The sequence below is a fragment of the Alkalihalobacillus bogoriensis ATCC BAA-922 genome (assembly GCF_000621445.1).
Classification (GTDB): Bacteria; Bacillota; Bacilli; order Bacillales; family Bacillaceae_F; genus Bacillus_AO; species Bacillus_AO bogoriense.
On record NZ_KK211278.1, the window covers coordinates 207,847 to 226,253 of the forward strand.

23 protein-coding genes and 2 pseudogenes are annotated in these 18,407 nt (G+C 35.0%); 16 read left to right on the forward strand and 9 right to left on the reverse strand.

Going from position 1 to position 18,407, the window contains the following annotated elements; all coding sequences use genetic code 11:
• Window positions 1-182 precede the first annotated feature (182 nt).
• Both T323_RS0119590 and T323_RS0119595 read right to left on the reverse strand, forming a co-directional pair.
• The gene (locus T323_RS0119590) at window positions 183-872 is read right to left on the reverse strand and encodes a stage II sporulation protein P (RefSeq protein WP_026674797.1); all 690 of its coding nucleotides are present in this window, start codon (window positions 870-872) and stop codon (window positions 183-185) included.
• Window positions 869-1,387 carry an RNA polymerase sigma factor gene (locus tag T323_RS0119595; RefSeq protein WP_026674798.1) on the reverse strand — a complete coding sequence of 173 codons (519 nt, stop codon included), beginning with the start codon at window positions 1,385-1,387 and terminating at the stop codon, window positions 869-871. The genes T323_RS0119590 and T323_RS0119595 overlap by 4 nt, the downstream gene beginning before the upstream one ends.
• Window positions 1,388-1,541: 154 nt before the next feature.
• On the opposite strand from T323_RS0119595, the gene T323_RS0119600 reads away from it, so the two are divergent.
• Together T323_RS0119600 and T323_RS0119605 are read left to right on the forward strand one after the other, a co-directional pair.
• The gene (locus tag T323_RS0119600) at window positions 1,542-2,135 is read left to right on the forward strand and encodes a YdcF family protein (RefSeq protein WP_035179355.1); all 594 of its coding nucleotides are present in this window, start codon (window positions 1,542-1,544) and stop codon (window positions 2,133-2,135) included.
• 148 nt (window positions 2,136-2,283) lie between these two features.
• Window positions 2,284-2,865: a LysM peptidoglycan-binding domain-containing protein gene (locus tag T323_RS0119605; RefSeq protein WP_026674800.1), complete on the forward strand. Its 582-nt coding sequence runs from the start codon at window positions 2,284-2,286 to the stop codon at window positions 2,863-2,865.
• Between the two features lie 123 nt (window positions 2,866-2,988).
• Here T323_RS0119605 and T323_RS0119610 read toward each other — a convergent pair whose 3' ends face one another.
• Together T323_RS0119610 and T323_RS0119615 are read right to left on the reverse strand one after the other, a co-directional pair.
• Window positions 2,989-3,648, reverse strand: a complete 660-nt coding sequence (locus T323_RS0119610) for a zf-HC2 domain-containing protein (protein ID WP_026674801.1) — start codon at window positions 3,646-3,648, stop codon at window positions 2,989-2,991.
• Window positions 3,635-4,123, reverse strand: a complete 489-nt coding sequence (locus T323_RS0119615) for an RNA polymerase sigma factor (RefSeq protein ID WP_026674802.1) — start codon at window positions 4,121-4,123, stop codon at window positions 3,635-3,637. The genes T323_RS0119610 and T323_RS0119615 overlap by 14 nt, the downstream gene beginning before the upstream one ends.
• 298 nt (window positions 4,124-4,421) lie before the next feature.
• On the opposite strand from T323_RS0119615, the gene T323_RS0119620 reads away from it, so the two are divergent.
• Window positions 4,422-5,879: an NADP-dependent isocitrate dehydrogenase gene (locus T323_RS0119620; protein WP_026674803.1), complete on the forward strand. Its 1,458-nt coding sequence runs from the start codon at window positions 4,422-4,424 to the stop codon at window positions 5,877-5,879.
• Window positions 5,880-5,919: 40 nt separating this feature from the next.
• On the opposite strand, the gene T323_RS0119625 is transcribed toward T323_RS0119620, so the two are convergent.
• Window positions 5,920-6,645 (reverse strand): DUF3270 family protein, encoded by a 726-nt coding sequence (locus T323_RS0119625; protein WP_026674804.1) that lies wholly within the window; start codon window positions 6,643-6,645, stop codon window positions 5,920-5,922.
• Between the two features lie 134 nt (window positions 6,646-6,779).
• Here T323_RS0119625 and T323_RS27190 point away from each other — a divergent pair, with 134 nt between their 5' ends.
• The 3 genes and pseudogenes from T323_RS27190 (at window position 6,780) to T323_RS0119640 (ending at window position 8,071) form a co-directional block, all read left to right on the forward strand.
• Window positions 6,780-7,229, forward strand: coding sequence for a hypothetical protein (locus T323_RS27190; RefSeq protein WP_156942485.1), 450 nt, complete (start codon window positions 6,780-6,782; stop codon window positions 7,227-7,229).
• Window positions 7,230-7,514: 285 nt separating this feature from the next.
• Window positions 7,515-7,724: pseudogene (locus T323_RS28940) on the forward strand (DNA mismatch repair protein MutT); the annotation flags it as partial.
• A 59-nt stretch (window positions 7,725-7,783) separates the two neighbouring features.
• Window positions 7,784-8,071, forward strand: coding sequence for a hypothetical protein (locus T323_RS0119640; protein ID WP_026674805.1), 288 nt, complete (start codon window positions 7,784-7,786; stop codon window positions 8,069-8,071).
• A 55-nt stretch (window positions 8,072-8,126) separates the two neighbouring features.
• Here the strand turns inward: T323_RS0119640 and T323_RS0119645 are convergent, their stop codons facing one another.
• Window positions 8,127-8,567, reverse strand: coding sequence for an Lrp/AsnC family transcriptional regulator (locus T323_RS0119645; protein WP_026674806.1), 441 nt, complete (start codon window positions 8,565-8,567; stop codon window positions 8,127-8,129).
• 119 nt (window positions 8,568-8,686) lie between these two features.
• Between T323_RS0119645 and T323_RS0119650 the strand changes: the two genes are divergently transcribed.
• From T323_RS0119650 to T323_RS0119670, 4 genes are all read left to right on the forward strand, one after another.
• Entirely contained in the window at window positions 8,687-9,118 is a 432-nt protein-coding gene (locus T323_RS0119650) for a carboxymuconolactone decarboxylase family protein (protein ID WP_026674807.1), read from the forward strand.
• A 51-nt stretch (window positions 9,119-9,169) separates the two neighbouring features.
• The gene (locus T323_RS0119655) at window positions 9,170-9,766 is read left to right on the forward strand and encodes a class I SAM-dependent methyltransferase (RefSeq protein ID WP_026674808.1); all 597 of its coding nucleotides are present in this window, start codon (window positions 9,170-9,172) and stop codon (window positions 9,764-9,766) included.
• Window positions 9,767-10,220: 454 nt separating this feature from the next.
• Entirely contained in the window at window positions 10,221-10,754 is a 534-nt protein-coding gene (locus T323_RS0119665) for a sigma-70 family RNA polymerase sigma factor (RefSeq protein WP_026674809.1), read from the forward strand.
• The gene (locus T323_RS0119670; RefSeq protein WP_026674810.1) at window positions 10,747-11,343 is read left to right on the forward strand and encodes a hypothetical protein; all 597 of its coding nucleotides are present in this window, start codon (window positions 10,747-10,749) and stop codon (window positions 11,341-11,343) included. The genes T323_RS0119665 and T323_RS0119670 overlap by 8 nt, the downstream gene beginning before the upstream one ends.
• Window positions 11,344-11,393: 50 nt before the next feature.
• On the opposite strand, the gene T323_RS0119675 is transcribed toward T323_RS0119670, so the two are convergent.
• Window positions 11,394-11,729 carry a hypothetical protein gene (locus T323_RS0119675; RefSeq protein ID WP_026674811.1) on the reverse strand — a complete coding sequence of 112 codons (336 nt, stop codon included), beginning with the start codon at window positions 11,727-11,729 and terminating at the stop codon, window positions 11,394-11,396.
• Between the two features lie 155 nt (window positions 11,730-11,884).
• On the opposite strand from T323_RS0119675, the gene T323_RS0119680 reads away from it, so the two are divergent.
• Window positions 11,885-12,283 carry an NUDIX domain-containing protein gene (locus T323_RS0119680; RefSeq protein WP_084309338.1) on the forward strand — a complete coding sequence of 133 codons (399 nt, stop codon included), beginning with the start codon at window positions 11,885-11,887 and terminating at the stop codon, window positions 12,281-12,283.
• 217 nt (window positions 12,284-12,500) lie between these two features.
• Here the strand turns inward: T323_RS0119680 and T323_RS28135 are convergent, their stop codons facing one another.
• A complete protein-coding gene (locus T323_RS28135) occupies window positions 12,501-12,893 on the reverse strand; it encodes a DUF4181 domain-containing protein (RefSeq protein ID WP_051556632.1) in 393 nt (130 codons plus the stop codon).
• Window positions 12,894-13,121: 228 nt separating this feature from the next.
• On the opposite strand from T323_RS28135, the gene T323_RS0119690 reads away from it, so the two are divergent.
• From T323_RS0119690 to T323_RS27205, 4 genes and pseudogenes are all read left to right on the forward strand, one after another.
• Entirely contained in the window at window positions 13,122-13,847 is a 726-nt protein-coding gene (locus T323_RS0119690; protein ID WP_026674813.1) for a MerR family transcriptional regulator, read from the forward strand.
• Between the two features lie 30 nt (window positions 13,848-13,877).
• Window positions 13,878-14,966, forward strand: a complete 1,089-nt coding sequence (locus tag T323_RS0119695) for a serine hydrolase domain-containing protein (protein WP_026674814.1) — start codon at window positions 13,878-13,880, stop codon at window positions 14,964-14,966.
• 279 nt (window positions 14,967-15,245) lie between these two features.
• Window positions 15,246-16,115, forward strand: a complete 870-nt coding sequence (locus T323_RS0119700; RefSeq protein WP_026674815.1) for a CPBP family intramembrane glutamic endopeptidase — start codon at window positions 15,246-15,248, stop codon at window positions 16,113-16,115.
• 46 nt (window positions 16,116-16,161) lie between these two features.
• Window positions 16,162-16,495, forward strand: a pseudogene (locus T323_RS27205) (HIT domain-containing protein).
• A gap of 579 nt (window positions 16,496-17,074) precedes the next feature.
• On the opposite strand, the gene T323_RS0119710 reads toward T323_RS27205, so the two are convergent.
• Window positions 17,075-17,353: a hypothetical protein gene (locus T323_RS0119710; protein WP_026674816.1), complete on the reverse strand. Its 279-nt coding sequence runs from the start codon at window positions 17,351-17,353 to the stop codon at window positions 17,075-17,077.
• Between the two features lie 200 nt (window positions 17,354-17,553).
• On the opposite strand from T323_RS0119710, the gene T323_RS0119715 reads away from it, so the two are divergent.
• The gene (locus T323_RS0119715) at window positions 17,554-18,342 is read left to right on the forward strand and encodes a class I SAM-dependent DNA methyltransferase (protein WP_026674817.1); all 789 of its coding nucleotides are present in this window, start codon (window positions 17,554-17,556) and stop codon (window positions 18,340-18,342) included.
• Window positions 18,343-18,407 lie beyond the last annotated feature (65 nt).

Consider the following 18,407-nt stretch of genomic DNA (forward strand, 5'->3'; position numbering starts at 1 on the left):
TCTATTCCTTTATTTTACGTGAAACCCCTGTTTTTTAAAAGCTAATGGACACCAGTTCCGTTATTACGTGATTATTATGGAGAAAAGCTTTATATTTACGTGAATAACGTACCTGATGTCCGAACCGATAAAAACTATTAGGGTTTTTGAAGAAATAGCGGAACAGATGTCCGTTAAAAAGACTATTCCCCCCACCAGCTTTCAATAACGTGAGCGAAGAGCTCGATAGTTTTCATTAACTCTTCCTCGCTACTCTCCCTGTTTCCAATTTCAATTAACAGTCGTGCATCTTTTTCATTACCATATGAGATTTCGAGAACCCCTCTTGATAATCCAGGATATAATTTTTCACTTTGTTCATGCAGGGTAAGGGCAATTTCGTAATCATGCTCGAAATCCGTAGAGTCTCCTTGTAATACGAATAAAATGCGACCCATCTCTTCGCTTTGAATGGTCGTTATTGTATCTCTAGCGGAATCCGTGGAGCGTTGCAAAACAAAATGAACATTTTCATGAGTCATAGACTGATTACGCTCATCAACAAATACAACAGGAATCCCTTTTTCAAGTAATAAGCTATATAAATGTTGTCTTACGTCTACATCAAAATCGGATGAATGAATAAGAATTGACTCATATTTCGGCATTTCAACGGCATTGTTTTCAATAAGTGGACTGTTTAGCAATAATATAATAACAACAAAACAAACAAGTGCTGAAGCCATTGGTAAGAGGACCAGTGTCTTTTTTTTCGTTGTAAATCGCTGAACTAATGAATATTCTAGCTCCTTTTTAAAGCTTTCCCGAATCGGAATGTTACTCATATCCTGTTTTAATTGAGCTATAATTTCCTTATCATCACTTTTCCTCATGTTTTACCACCCTCCATTTTTTCTTGAAGCTGTTTTATCGCCCTGTGATAAAGAACTTTAACATTTGATTCTGTAAAGCCCATGATTTCGGCTGTTTCTTTTATTGAAAACTCTTGTAATCCTCGAAGAAGAACGACCATTTTAGCCTTTGGTTTTAATTCATGTAATGCGGAATATAGTTCGGAAATCGACTCTCTTTGTTCTACCATTTCTTCTGTTGATTTCTGCTGGAACCGAAGAGATTGCAGGATAAAATCTTGCAAACGTGCTCTTCTTTTTCTTTTTCGATAATGGTCGAATACGACGTGCCGCGCAATTGAAAAAACAAATGTCTTTAGTTCCGATTTCCCTTCAAAAGTTTTTAAGGCCTTACATAATCGAATGAAAACTTCTTGTGTTAAGTCTTCCGCTTCATCTTGGCTTTTTGTAAACGACACAATAAATTGGTACACATCGTTAAAATAACGGCGATATATGATTTGGATTTCATGCTCATTTTCAAACTGTTTTTTCAAAATATCCTCCTTACAGCTTTGTTTATTTATTAGTGTAAAAAACATGAGGGAAGGTTACAAAATTTTTTAAAAATAGAATACCATATTTTACAATAATTAATCGGTGTTGAACAAAAAATGGTAGAATGATAGAAATAAACATCGGAGGAAAAGTATGACTACATTAAATGTGAAAAAAATCCTACTATATTCTATTGCCTCATTGTTGCTCTGGTTTTGTATCCATACGCTTGCCATTGTCGTTGATGGATTTAACGATGAAATTGATAAGGTAGACGTGGCTGTAGTGTTAGGCAATAAAGTCGATGTTGACGGGACACCAGCTAAACGATTACAAGCGCGTTTAGATAAAGCGATAGAGCTTTTTGAAGAAGGTTATTTTCCTTATATTATTGTTAGTGGTGGGACAGGAAAAGAAGGCTTTGATGAAGCAGAAGTAATGAAAGTATACTTAGTGAAACAAGGGATTCCGGAAGAAGTGATTATTAAAGATAATCAAGGATATAATTCGTTTATGACAGCCGAAAATTCTAAAACAATCATGGACGAACTAGATTTGAACTCGGTTATGGTCATTTCGCAATATTTCCATATTACAAGGACGAAGCTCGCTTTTGAAAAAATCGGGTTCGATAAGGCTGACATTTATTCCGCTCATGCAGACATTGTAGAGATTCGTGATATCTATTCGGTAGTCAGGGAATTTCCTGCTTATTATAAATATTTGTTGTTAAAAAACAAGAATTAGTGCAATTTTTACAAAAAAAATTAACTTCTATAAATACCGTCATGAGCACGATAGCGAATTTATTTTCTAATAATAATCATTCATTATGTTTAATCATTCCTTTATGTAGGTATGTACTAAATATACAATACTAAAGGAGGAATTAGAGATGAGAAAATTTTCGAAAATTCTAGTACCAACTTTAGCCATTGCAATGGTGTTTGGAGGGACAAGCCTTTCTGTGAAAGCTGAAACAAAAACAGTTGAACAAGGAGATACGTTGTGGGAGATTGCTGAAGCTCAAGATGTCAGTGTTGAGGAGTTAAAAGCGTTAAATCCTTCATTACATCCATTAGCAATCCCGATTGGTACAGAAGTTCAACTAGGAACGACGACAGAAAATAGTAATAATGTAACTCATGTAGTTCAACCGGGAAATACGTTGTGGTCAATATCACAATTATATGATGGTGTCTCAGTAGACCATTTATTGAATGTAAACTCAAGTATTGATCCATATCATTTACCAATTGGCTCAGAAGTAACTGTTGTTGAAAGGACAGAGCCTTCAAACGGAAATGATGGGACGAATGAAAATGTAGTGTACCATACGATTCAGCCAGGAAATACATTTACTGAAATAGCAAGCGTATATGATTATGTCTCAGTAGACGATTTGCTTGAAGCTAATGAAACATTGGACCCATATTCACTTACCGTTGGGGCAACTGTTGCAATTCCACTTCGATAATTTTGGTATCTGACGAATGGAAATGGCACAGGTGTAACAATGCCATGAAATAATATGAAGAACAAAAGCGCTTGGATTGAATATCCAGGCGCTTTAATTAAAAATTACAATGCTAGTATTCGACTATTTCTTCTCCCAAATTAGTTCGCCGCGTTTTAAAATGGAAGGCCATGTTTCTTTCCCACCACTTACGGCGAATGTATCATATTTAACATAATAGACGGCGTCAGCTTTTGTAAATTCAGGAATTGGAAAAATATATTCTTGTTTATGATTTTTGTTAAGATTAAAAAGATCTCTTGTTGGTGACTCGGCAAATGATTTAGTGTAATACATAAAACTAATATGTTGAATTTCTCCATTAATTTCTATTGGGAAAGGATGGGTTGTATGTACAGCTGCATAGCTTTCACCAGTATAAATAGAAACCAACTGATTATTATCAAGCTTTTCAATTCGTATTAGATCATCTGAATACGGAATTACAGTTTCAATATAAACGGCAGCAGCAAACGCACCATAAAGAAGTATGGCAGTAACGAAAACAGATACAAGTGAAACGATGAATTTTTTATTACGCCATTTTCTTTTCATATTTTTTATGGGGGACGTTTGATTGTCTACGGGAATATAGAGCTCTTGTTTCATGGACTCATATTCTTTCCTGCAGTTTTCACACGTCTTTAAGTGGATGTCTACCATTTCCTTTGTATCATGGCTAACGACCCCATCGATATAAAGAGGCAACACATCTTGAATAATTGTGCATTTAATCTCTTTCATGATTTATCTCCTCCATATACGCTATAATTTGTTTTCTCGCTCTGTAAAAGGTTACCCTTGCCCATCCATCACTTTTTCCAAAAAGTTTTCCGATTTTTTCAAATGGGAGTTCTCCAAACATTCGTAAGGAAAACACTTCTTTGTAAGGCTCATCCATCGAATGAAGAAATTGATGAATAATAAAAGCTTCTTCCTCATTAATGATATGGTTCACGAGTTGAACGCCTGTGCTATGTTCTTCGGTAAAATCGAGGTGCTTTTTGTTTCGTTTGTAGTGCGAAAAATATGTATTTTTAGCAATTGTAAACAGCCAGGCTCGAATATCGGTTGACGCATCAAAGGAATCAATCGCTTTTAATGCTTTGAAAAAAGCTTCTTGTGTAATTTCTTCAGCAATACTTTCATTGTTGCTTAAAGATTTAATATACAAATAAATATCGTGAAAGTATCTCTGATAGATTTGCTCAAAGTCCAATTTAGTTCCTCCTTTCACTTATATAACTCCGCTAGATTTATTTCGTTACAAAAAAATCATTATTTTTTTTGATATATGAAACTAGTAAAAAAGAGGGCATATCGACAAGAATATACTTTATTTTATTAAAAGTGAAGAAAGCATAAAAATTTGAGTATAGCAATGAAGCTTTGTTAGCTTATTCTAGACGCTCCGCGTTTTTCTAATGATACAATAGCTTTCTTATATTAAAAAAATCAATAGTACAAAAAGCAAAAGTGGGTATAATAACAAGGATATGTGAAAGGAGCTGGTGAAAATGGAAAAAAGAGCAATAACGGTTGCTAGGGGAGACGGAATCGGTCCTGAAATCATGGATGCAACATTAAAAATATTAACTCAGGCTGGGGCAATGATTGAACCAGAATTTATTGATATTGGAGAAAAAGTATATTTAGCTGGACACTCTTCGGGGATTACAGATGATGATTGGGAATCATTGCGACGGACAAAAGTATTCTTCAAAGGTCCAATTACAACGCCCCAAGGTGGGGGATACAAAAGCTTAAACGTTACAATTCGAAAAACATTAGGCTTGTATGCCAATGTAAGACCGAATGTGTCGTATGCCCCGTTTGTGCAAACGAAACATCCCGATATGGACATGGTTATTATTCGAGAAAATGAAGAAGATTTATACGCAGGCATTGAGCACCAGCATACACCTGAAGTGGTTCAATGTTTAAAATTAATTACTAGACCAGGTAGTGAAAAAATTGTCCGTTATGCGTTTGAGTATGCGAGAAAAAACAATCGCAAAAAAGTGACGTGTTTTACGAAAGACAACATTATGAAGCTTACAGATGGGCTGTTTCATAAAGTATTTAAAGAGGTTGCACAAGAATATCCTGATATTGAAACCGAACATTGGATTATTGATATTGGAATGGCAAAAATTGCAGATTCACCTCAAGACTTTGATGTGATTGTGATGCCGAACTTATATGGTGATATTGCTTCCGATGTAGCCGCTCAAATTACAGGAAGTGTTGGCTTAGCAGGCTCTGCAAACATTGGCGACCATGTGGCAATGTTCGAAGCGATACACGGGAGTGCGCCTGATATTGCGGGAAAAGGAATTGCCAATCCATCTGGACTGATTAATGGGGCGATTATGATGCTTGTACATATCGGCCAAGCTGATGTAGCGACAAAGATTCATAATGCATGGCTAAAGACGTTAGAAGATGGTGTTCATACAGGAGATATCGCCAAAGGTGGAAAGTCCGTTGGTACGATGGAATTTGCGGAAGCAGTCATTGAAAGATTAGGTCAGAAGCCATCAACGTTTTCGCCAGTTGAATATAAGAATGAAGAAACGAAAGGAGCCGCATTTAAACTAGCACCACAAGTAAAAGACAGACCGAAACCTGATGTTGTTCAAGAACTAGATGGGGTTGACGTATTTTTACTAAATAATGAATGGACTCCTAATGAAATTGGAAAGAAGCTTGAAGAATTGGCTAGTCCACAGTTTTCGTTAGCGGTCATTACGAATCGTGGTGTAAAAGTATACCCAGACGGATTCCCAGAAACGTTTACTGTCGATCATTGGCGTTGTCGCTTCCAAAAAGCAAATCAAGAAGAAACAGTTACAAATCAACATATTATCCAATTGCTTGAACGGGTTGAGGAAGCAGGACTTCAATTTATTAAAACGGAAAACTTGTACCGATTTAATGGTGAGCTAGGCTATTCCTTAGGTCAAGGTCAATAATACAAAGACTTCTCTTACATTATGATGTGAGAGAAGTCTTTTACCATTGAAAGAAAAATTTTAATGCCATTGTTACTGTCGTATACGAAATGACGCCAAAAGCAAAGGTTGGAAAATGAGCTTCTTCATCAGGGGGAAGTTCATATTTTAAGACATTGAGCATCATCGCCCCTGCAATAAAAGCAAAAATAATCGATTCAAAAATAGGGGAAAAGGAGACTGTGACCCCGAGGATCCAACCAGCAATAATACCTAAAGCTAGGACATACCGGCCGACTTTGTTATAAATATCGGCGTATTCTCTCCATAAGTCATGGGCAACCGCAATAAAATGAAGGCCAACCGCTAATCCATAAAAAACCGCTTGAACCCCTGATACGTTATGAGAAATGACAGTATAAGCAACTAACATATTATAAAACCCAAAAAAGAGAATTTGCAGCCAAAACAAAAACCGTGCTTTATGTGTATGGTCGTTCACTTGCGCCTTCCTGACGACTTTTTGAATCCCATAAAACATAAGCACACCAATAAGGCCAATAAAATAAAGCTCTGATTCCATCGTTAAATAATCATAGTATTTTTTTACATTGAGTTGTTCTTTATGTAACGTAGGTAAAACATAAACAAATACATAAGAAACCGCAAGTCCTCCAGAAAAGGAAAACCACTTTAGTCGATGAATTCGTTTCGTAGGAATAAGTTCATTCGCTAGTAAATGAATAAGAATAAACGCTAACCCCATGATAAAAGCAGCAATGGTCATGATACAAACTCCTTTTCAACCTAAACATCATGAATAGCGTACCCAACTGCTAGGCTATTCATGTTTTTTGCCGAACATATTGTAACATGAATGATTTGAAAACGTCTATTGTAAGGAAGGAGGAGGTGAATGTGGTGAAGAAGGGGTTTATGTTTCTTTTCATTTTATTACTATTCGTTGGATGTCAAGTTACCGATAGTGATTCAGATATGCCATCTATAGCTAAGCAACATTTACAACAACAAGGGTATACAATAATTTCACATGAATGGAGTAGTGAGCCATACACATTGGAGCGAGACCGATTGGATGAAGAATATTTGGTGCAAGTGTGGCAAGTACAAGCAGCGAACAAGGAAGATTATATTGGAAAAGAGATATATGAGGAGCGCTTTATTGTGAAAAATCATCCATTAGACGATTGGGATGGCAAGGGACTTGGAAAGACGAATGTATATGTCATGTTGGTAGACGGGCAAGTAATTGGTGGGACATCATTTCCAATTACAGAAGAAAGTCTAGTAGGAGCACCATTTTCGCTTGATGGAAAAACGGCAGAAGAGGTTAGCTTTAATAAGGATTAAATGAAATAGCGGTTTGTTTCCCTTTTCACACTATAATTTTAAATTTATGGTAAAGTTAAAGTTTGTCAAATTTTAATGAGGTATCACAACGGACATATGTTCCGTTATTTCAATAAAAATCCCTGTTTTCTTCGATCGTTCGGACATGTGTTCCGCTATTTTAATAGTTTTCAAAGGTTTTCGAGTCGTTTTCAGAGATAGCGGAACAGATGTCCGTTAAGGTTGAGAAAAGTAAGGATTTTGGCAAAATAACGGATCATATGTCCGTAAAGCTTACGTGAGGTTAATGAAGAAGTTGGTGTTATCATTAAATCCGAGATGACTTATGTTCAGAGCACATTATTTGTAACAGATTATGGCGCAACTGTCGTAGATGTCGCTTTTCCTTGTGAATATGAGGCTGGGGAAGCGCAGAAAAAAAGTCCGGATGAAGTCGAATCAGTCATATGGTTAACAACAGAGGAAATCTTGACGAATCCAAACGCACCAACTTGAAAAGAAAGCATAAAGCAAGCTGCATCCTGATTATAATTGTATAAAAGGGGCGTGATAAAGTGTTTGATTGGGCTTTGTTTCTTATTTTGTTGACTCCCTTTTCGTATAGCGTGTTTGTTGCTGCGATATTAATGTATGCCTTCACAATCAAAGAGAAAAACTCGACTAGAGAAAAGTTACTATGGGTCTATGCGGGATTTGGGTTTGTCGTTAATCTTCTTTCTTTTGTTTTTCAAGTAGACTATCCTTTATTAATTGTGCTGTTTTCGTTTGTGACATTACTTTTAAGTGTGTATGCCTTAGCGGTCGTTGCAAAAGAAAAACGACAAAACAAAGTGAAAAACTAAGAAAACACCGTTTCTGTGACGTGAAAAACAGGAGCGGTGTTTTCTTAATTCGAAATTATTCATTAATCAATTTTGAATTGGTATCCACTTTTGAAAAAATAAAATGTGTCACAGTTTGGGCGTAGGGATTTATTTCATTAATGAATTGCTCTGCTTTTGCGAAGGTTTCAAATTGCATCTTGAGCATATAACAAGCATTACCAGCAACTCGGTAACAAAAGTCGATGTTTGAGAAATCTTGAATAAAACGTGTAAATGCTTTGTAATCACCGGTTTTAACAGTGGCTTCAATGATACATTGAATCGGAAAACCTACTTTTTCATCATCAATCTCGATTGTATACTTTTTGATAATCCCGAAAGATTCCATTTGTCTCACTCGTTCCGTAACAGATGGAGATGACAAATTAATTCTCCGGCCAAGTGCACTCATAGACAAGCGACTATTTCTTTTTAATTCATCTAATATCCGTCTATCTATTTCGTCTAGTTTCATTTTAATGTGTTTCCTCCATATTTTTTTTGTGTTTAAAGTAATATGTAAATTTCCATTCTATATTTAATGTGAATTGCCTAAATCCTTCTATATAATAACATAACAAGGGAGGGCTGAAGATGGCAAGAATTAAAGAATCCAGTTATGGAAACACACCTTTTGAGCGCTTATTAGGACATAATGTTGACATCATGACAAGTTGGTCTCGTTTAGGAGAAGTGTTAGAAAGGGACGGGTATCTTTCGTGTGAATTAAAAGAACAAGTGAGACGGACATTAGCTCAGTCAAATGGGTGCGCGTATTGTAAAGCGAAAGGAAAACCAGCACCAGAAACATTTGATGAAAAAACAGCGGTTGCGGTTGGGTTTGCAGAAGTGTTTATAAAACAAAAAGGTACAATACAAGACTCGATATTTACTATATTAAAAGAGAGTTTCAGTGATGAAGAAGTTAGTGAGCTTTGCGCTTTTATCGCATTTTCGACGGCTTCGCAATATTTTGGTGCGATGATGAACTTACAAGCGATGGGGTTGAAGAAAGAAAACAAATAAAAATGCAACGTATTCAATTATCTTTCGTATTTAAGTAGAGGTGGTGTTACGTTGAGTTTAATAACTAAGTTGATAGAACAAGCGAAGAATCCCAATGGAAAAGTAGGTTCTTATATGCTAACGATTATGAATTCTGCTCATGCTACCATGAACAAATGGGCTTTGGAGAAGATAGAGATTTGCAATGAATCTGTCGTATTGGATGTAGGGTGTGGAGGAGGTAAGACGATACAACTTCTTTCAAAAATGAATCGCAATGGAAAGATACATGGTATCGACTATTCTGAACAAGCTGTAAAAGATTCAAGAAGAGTCAATAAACTAGATGTAGAAAAAGGAAAAGTTGAAATACAGCTAGCGAGTGTTACTCACATTCCGTTCCAGGATAGGAGTTTTGATGTGATTACTGCCTTTCAAACACACTATTTCTGGCCGGATTTAGAATACAGTGTCAAAGAAGTTTTTAGGATCTTGAAAGAAGATGGATGCTTTATCATTGTCGCAGAAAAATTTAAAATTCATTATCATATGAAAGAATATAAAACAAAGGAAGAAATGCAAGGTTTACTTGAACAAATTGGGTTTAACAAAGTAGAGTTTATCATAAGTCCAAATGATAAATGGATTTGCATTAAAGGCATAAAATGATAGGACTAGCGTTGACGGTGTAGGAGTGCTTTTTTGTGAGGCAGTGACGATTTGGTTAGTAATAATTTTATGTTTATATTTTAAAAGTCATATCCGAAATATGGCTTTTTTGTTTTGAATGTTTCCGGAATTGTACTAAACAGCAAACCTTTCAATTTTTATCCTGCCTGATAAATATAGAATGAGAATGTTAATTAAACAATGAAGTGAGTGGATTTCCAAATAAAGGAGTAAGGATAAACATTGTAATCAGAAAACCAGCTATAAAGATGAGTATGTACTTTTTCTTTTTATTCATTGTTCCACCTCCCTTTACTCCATGTTAACATGAATTGGCAGATTATATGCTCGTTTCCAATGAATTGTTTTAAAAAAACTTACCTTTAAAAAGAAAATGAAACTTATTTTTATTTCAATCGTCTTAGCATTAGCGGAAAAAAGAGGTGAGAATGATTTGAAGGACCAAACTGAAAATGAAAAAGACATATGGTTAGAAAAGATTATGGAAGAATACGGGGAACGTTTGACGAAGTTGGCCTATAACTATGTGAAAGATTGGAGCTTAGCTCAAGATGTTGTTCAAGATGTATTTGTTACATGTTATCAAAAATATGACGAGGTGGAGTCGATTTTGTCAGTAAAATCTTGGATTTATCGAATTACGATTAATCGGTGTAAAGATATAATAAAAAGCTCGTTATTTCAACGGGTTATTGTGAATTCAAGTTTGTTTTCTGTATTTAAGTCAAAAGAGGTAGGACCTGATATGGAGATAATTCGAAAAGATGAGCAAGAATTACTATCTTTGTCCGTCCTATCGTTATCAATAAAATATCGTGAAATTCTAATTCTTTATTACTATGAAGAGTTATCGATAGATGAAATTAGTGAGTTGCTTCATCTGAATGCAAATACAGTGAAAACTAGACTGACACGTGGAAGGGGAAAAGTAAAACAATGGTTAGAAAGAGGTGGGTTCAATGGATGAAAAACTAGAACAATTAAAAGAAGCTATGGATTCTACCACACATAAAGGAAAGCATTTTACTAATCAACAAAAGGCTAATATACGTTATCGTGTGAAGACAGAAGTTCCCACGAAAAATAAACAACCCTTTTTTGTTACCTATGGCTTTGGAGCTATAGTCGCTCTTTTAGTAGTGATATTAGTAATCCCAGACTTCGTTAGTAATGATGATAATCAAACGGCGAATCAAATTCATTTACAAAATATCGATATGACATTACTTGCAGAATCAATGTCAAACGACAATCGCACATTCAGACGAGATATTGCACCATCACGTTTAGGCATCGTTCAAATTGATGACAAGCAATGGAACCGTTTTGTTGCCAAGGCATTTACGTATGATGAAAAAGTGGATTTAAATCTTCATTTACAAGAGAAATCAGATTATGACATTGTTGTTGTCATGGGGGAAGAAAAACATGAAATGAAAACATGGGTTGTCAATAACCAAGTTTATTACACGAACTTCCCAAATACGGAATTGTTTGTGTTGGAGGAAAAACATAGCGCGTATTTCATACGTGTGATGAATCATATAAATTTTTGAGCGCAAGAGGGGTAAGAGCAAGAAAAGTTTGCCAAACGGCAAACTTTTCTTTAATCGGAAATCATTCGATATACAGTTTGATTGGCTACGATCATTTTGTCGGTGCCTTTAATGGAAAATACTTCTGTTCCAACAGGCTCGTAATTAGAATGCAAATCTTTTTTCGGGTAATGGTCAGCACTGATTTTTCTCTTTACTTTTCCGATGGCTTGATCGATTTCATAATCGGAGGAGGTCTCTTGAAGTTCTTCAGACTTCATATAAATTTGCCCGTTAACATTAATATATTCTCCTGATGTTGCGAAGTGTTCCGATTGACATGCTAGCAAAGGAAACGAGAAAAACATAAGTACGAAAATAAAAAGATGATGCTTATTTTTCCGCATTTTGTTTCGCCCTCTCTTTTCTGATAGATTATTAGTATAATTTTTATAATAGTTTTCTTTACTTGGGAATTATAGTATAGTTTTACTTTTATAGGATTCTAGAACTAGGGAAAATTATCCTTCTAGTTTAAAAAATAATTGAGGATGTGTTTTTTGTGCAAATAGTAGTAGGTGTTGGGGCAGTTATCGTAAATGAAAAATATGAAGTATTGCTCGTCTATCGAAAAAAAGAACCTGAGCAATTCAAATGGAGTATCCCAGGCGGGAAGGTAGAGTTGTATGAACAATTAGAAGAAACTGTGATCAGAGAAATAAAAGAAGAAGTGAATGCTGATATTCGTATAAAGCAGCTGTTATGTACGGCAGAAACCATTCATCAAGAACGGGAGGAACATTTTGTTTCTATTATTTACTCGGCGGAACTCATTGGTGGGAATGTGAAAAATAATGAACCGGATAAGCTAGGGGAAGTAAGGTGGTTTCCGTTGCACGATTTACCAAAGGACATTGCTAGTTTTTCTGTTGAAGCATTGGAAATAACGAAGAAGGGATAAGACTTACGGACATTGAATCCGTTATTTTTACGATCTGGCTTTGTTTTAAGGTCAGTTCGGACATCTGTTCCGTTATTTGCAGAAAATCAATAGGGAAATAGCGAAAAAGGCGAGATTAGAGGAACGTATGTCCGAACGGAACGAAAAACACTTGATTTAGCAAAAATAACGGAATAGATGTCCGTAGCATTACAAACACGAAAACTCCAATTGATTTTTAGAAAGAAAAAAACTGAAAATAACTATATAACAGCCAAAGAAAACTAATAACAACTAATAATGCGCCTAACCATTCATGCAGATAACTTTTTTCCTGGCGAAATCGAATCCATCCTTCTACCCCTCTAGTTAAAAATAATAAAAAGAAAAAGAGAAACAAAGGCATGGCTCTTAATACATTTGAATCAGAGGTAATAAGCCAAAAATTTGTGAAAAGAAAAAGCAGGAAGAGAAGAACTTCGATCGATACAAAAAGACGCGGTCTCCCTTTAGTAAAAGGACTAAGCGTTTTTCGTTGAATCTTCCATTTTCGTTTTAATAGAGCTTCTGATAGAACGTAATAAAATAGTATGAGTATTGCAAGACCGATAAAAACAGTAGTTTGATTCATTGTTTCTCCTCCGTTTAACAAAAGTGCCGTTGGTAGACACATTTCTTCTTATGTGACAGCTTGAAATGTTGTAACTAAGTATTTCCCTGTTTCCTTTAGCCCGCGTTTTCTCTCTCCATTTTAACATTTATTTCCGTTTACAAGTAAGACAATATAGGAAAATTATTCTTGACGTTGACCTAACGTCATGATGTATGTTGTAGAAAAGGACAAAAGATAGGTGAGAGCATGTATACCGTTAAAAGATTCGCAAACATGACAGGTGTGACAGAACGGACGTTGCGTTATTATGACCGGAAAGGAGTGTTAACACCGTCTGTTTATTCAAGTCAAGGGCATCGGTTATATCAAGACGAAGATTTATTCAAAATGCAACAGATTGTAACATTAAAATATTTAGGATTTTCATTGGCTGATATAAAAGCATTTTTATCTGAAGACTCAGAGCGTAGTATGCAGCGCTCCCTTCAAATGCAAAAACAGTTGCTTGAACAAAAGCGGGCAGAGCTTGATCATGTCATTCAAACCATTTCGAAAGTAGAAACGATGATTAAAGAAGACATCCATAGTGATTTGATTTTAATGATTATCCATTCGATCCAACATGAGAACGCTCAAAAACAATGGCTGGCCAACCATGTTTCAGATGATACGGTTGAACGAGTTTTTATGAAGCATCTACCGGAAGAAGAACGAACGATGATTGAAAATAAGGTTTTAGAGTTAGTAAAGAACATCCAACAGTACTATGAAAAAGATGTTCCACCTGACGATAAGCGAGTGCAAGTGATTATTGAGGAGCTTTTTACTTGTCTACATGAAGTGATCGACCCTAGAGATTTAGAAGAACTAGAAACCGTCGAATTTAGTGAGGACTCGTTATTTTTGTTTTCCTTTATGTCAAAAGAACTTCAAAACTATATTGAACAAGCGGCTGGCTTTTATCAAAAATAATAATGATGATGAGAATGGGGGAGATTCTCTATGATTGATTTGCAAACGAATCCATATGTAAAACAAGAACTAAAACATGCTAAAAATGCGAGTATAGCGGTCGGTGTTGTGACGAAAGACGAAACATTTATCACAGGCGAGCTGTTTGAGCATTTAGGTGAATATGAGATTGGCGATTACTTATTTGAAATCGGGTCGACAACAAAAACGTTTACTAGTTTGCTTTTAGCAAAGCTCGTTCAAGAAAAGATAATCTCGTTAGATGAACCGATAAAATCATACAAACGAGAATATGAGAAGGCTCTTTCCTACAATGGAAAAGATATTACGTTTAAACATCTTTCGACCCATCTCTCAGGGTTACCGAGAGAGGATATGAAAACGATTCGAAAACGCATGAAAAAGAATAAACATGATAAGGATAACCCATATAAATATTATACTGAAGCTGACTTTCATCAATTTTATTTAGACTTCGATTTAAAAAGAGAGATTGATAAGAAGTGGAAGTATTCGAATATCGGAGTAGGTTTATTAGGAAACTTGTTAGCGGATATTGTAGGGGCAACTTCATATGAGGAAGCGATAAAAACGCATATTCTTACACCGTTACAGTTACATAATACATGTGTAACGCCTTCTAGTGAACAATTGAAAAGGTATGTACCCGCATTTAACAAAAAAGGATCGCGAATTCCACCAATTGAAATTCCAGCTATGGCTGGGGCAGGTGCTTTGAAAAGCACGATAAACGACATGCTGATGTATTTACAATATCAACTAGGTTTACGGGAAAGTTCTTTGTCACAAGCGATACAAATGACCCATGAGCCCCATGGAAAGACACCGTGGAAAACTTGTCAAATGGGATTAGGATGGATGCTGGAAACTAAAAAGTGGAGTGACTCCCCCGTCATTCATCATGGCGGGACAACGATGGGCTTTCATACGTATTGTGGATTTGTAAAAGAACAACAAATCGGTATCGTCATATTCTCAACGATCCAATTAAAGCTGTTTAGAATGGTGAAAATGCTTTTACAATTAACGGATGGGGTGAATGTAAAAATAGCAGAGTCGATTTTCAAAGGTTATATTGAAAAACAAAAAGAAAGATGAGGAGAAAAAATTAACGGGTTCGGTTTTGAAGTACAAAATCGCAATTCGCAGTCGAATTAGTAGGAAAAATAACTAGTATATTGAATGAATTTAGCAGGGGAATTGGTGTTTCTCCTGCTTTTCTTTAATTTCCTGAAAAAAATACAGGTTTTCTGGATATTTATGTTAATATATTAATGTAAGTTATAAAGACTTTGTGAAAAGATGTACTTAACGTAACGGAGCAGAAGAGTTTAAGAGTGGTTGTGCAGTTTAGTAAAGTTACAAAGGAGGAGAAAGTTGGGGAGCGAAAATAATTTTCATGAGATAAAAACTTTGAGTTTAACAGTAAAAATAATTGTCTTGTTCGCAATTACGTTATCTGTATTTCTAACCATTGAACTTACAACTGGTAATGATATGAACAACTTGTTTAATATTACGATACATATACTTCTTATTATATTAATTATCCGTTCCTTAAAGAAGCACCATATATCTATTAAATCAGTCATAGGAAGTTTAAGTATACAAAAGCACCCTTGGCTACAATTAATTTCTATGAAAATATTCTTGTTTATCTTCTCTACTTTATCCATAGTCGCCATTCTTTACGTCATCGGATTAGTGGATTCTACCTTCTATAGAGACATATTACTTGAAGAAAATAGCGAAATAATTGATATTAATCGAATGATTGTTACGCTTGTAATAGGTATTACATTAGTTCCAATTATGGAAGAACTATTTTTCAGAGGCTTTCTGTTAAATAAATGGGGAGAACGTATAGGTGTGACTAAGGCTGTTATGTTGAGTTCATTGGTATTTGGAATTCTTCATTTTGACAGTGGTTTTATTGGTAGTTTTGTTAGTGGGATTTTTTATAGTTTTGTCTATATAAAATCAAAAACGTTACTCGTGCCTATTATTCTCCATTCCTTTCATAACTTACTAGCTTTAAGTTTGGAGTTTATTCCTGATGGAGGAACTCCAATAAACTATGAAGATATACCCCAATCAATAAATGAAATGCAGCTAGTATTTAGTATAGGGACACTTATATTCCTAATTCTAATTCCTATTGTTTGCTATGTTTTATATCGTTACAATAAAGGTTCACTCAAGGTGACTCCTTATCAAAATAATAAATTAAATAATGTTACCTCATGAAATCGAAAAGATATTTTTCACTAAACAAGGTATTAGGAGGTACATTATGACTGAAGACTTTTATTGTGATGAAGTATTAAGTGGTAAAACCCAAGTAAGAAAGGTATTGGAGACAGAAAACGTATTAGCCTATTATCTATCATACAAGACCTTTTTGGCCAGTCCATATTGTTGCAATACCAAAGAAACATATCCCTTCTTTAATTACATTGGAAGAAAGTGATAACGAGTTATTATTAGAACTACTTGGAGTAATTAAAAAGGTTGCGACTAAGGTAACCGAGGAAAATGGGGCTTGTAGAGTAATTACAAACTTAGGAGGTTATCAGGATTCTAAACACCTCCATTGGCATATAGTTTCTGGAGATCCACTGAGATAGCTGTTGAACGGGTGCGTTAGTTGAAGAAGTAAAAAAATAGGACCACACATTTTAGATATGTCTAATATGTGTGGTCCTTTCTGTATCAACTGTTTTTGTTTTACGAACATTGTTGAGGAAGTAGGTCATCTTATCAGTATTTAACCACATTTCCTTGAAGTCCATACCTTGAAGGAACTTCGTTTCGTGGCGTTCTAAAAACTCCAAGCAACGCCGATACAGAAACTCTAACTAATCGTAATAATTTCTTATATGGGAATTCATTTAACAAAAGACAATTGTTCCTCAACACACTAATTAGAAGAGGATGACATTAGTTATTACGAAAAAAGGAATGCTTTCGCTGAAAAGATCTTCATGGATTATTACAATATCATTTATTAATACCATTGTCGTGCAAAAAAATAGAGTTGGATTTAATAAAATGGTTTGCTGTAAGGAATAAATCTTTTTAATTTACCATGGAACAATTAACCTAGCTTGTTGAAAAAATAACAGATTTGATTTTCAAGGGTTATATAGAAAAACAAAAAGAAAGGTGAAGTCGAAAAAATGGGCTTCACCTTTCTTTCTGATTTATCATTTCCAACCACGATATTTATCATAGTCTTCACCAGGGTTGATAAAGCTGAATCCTTTCACTTTTACAAAAATATAATGGATAAGTAAACCGATAAGTGGAAAGCCGATAATCCAAAACCAAGTCCATATAGGTCCTAAGAAAATATGAAATAACAATGTAATACCGATAAAACCAACATAACGCGAAATTTGAATGAACAAAGGATCTTTTCGAACAAATGAATAAAAAATACGACGACCAATCAAAAGAGCGATAACGACTTGAAGAAGTAACATATTATCACCAAACTTTCCTGAGGTTAAATTTGTTTCCTTAAGGAAACTTTAATTTGATTTTATCGTAAAAACTAGATGCACACAAGGAGGAAAATAAATGATTTAATGACTAACGAAAAATGTAATACAAGGTATGGAAACATATGATACACTTTTGTTAGCTAGTTTTACTGAAGCTTAAACTAAAGGAGAAAAATAACATGAGTCAAGATAATTTTGAAGAATACGATGACCCAATTTTATATGATAAAGAAAATGAATCGTATACACCGGAAATTCCGTTTTTAACAAAATGGGCTGCAAAACAACAAGGAACAATCATTGACATTGCATGTGGAACGGGCAGAATAACCATTCCACTAGCGAAAAGTGGTTATACGTTAATCGGTGTCGATGTACATAACGGAATGTTACAGGAAGCTCGAAATAAATCTAGTAAGAAAAACGTAGATATACAATGGGTCGAACAAGACTGCACAAATTTCAAATTAGGAATAAAGAGTCGATTGATTTATTCGGTTGGCAACTCGTTTCAACACTTTTTAACGAGTGAGGATCAAGATGGGCTACTTGTCTCAGTAAACAAACATTTAGAAGAAGATGGTGTGTTCATTTTTGGGACAAGATTTCCGAACGAAGATGAATTACTACAACCGATTACCGAAGAATATTGGAAAACGTATACGGATGATGAGACGCATTGCCCTGTCGATGTGTATACAATCAGTCGTTATGATGCCCTAGAGCAAATCCAGCATTATACGACAATCCGTAAGTATAAAAACGAGTCAGATGAAATCGTTAATGAAAAGAACACAAACATTAGCTTAAGATATGTTTATCCAAAAGAAATGGAGCGTCTTCTGTTTATTCATGGATTTGAAATTGTAGATGTTTATAAAGATTGGAACGAAACACCTATCGATAATGCTAGTCATGAAATGGTTTATGTATGTAAGAAAAAAACACAATCTTTTCTAAGTAAATAACGAGCGCAGACCATCAATTTTAATATTGGTGGTTTTTTTAATTATTTTTAACGATACTTCAAAAT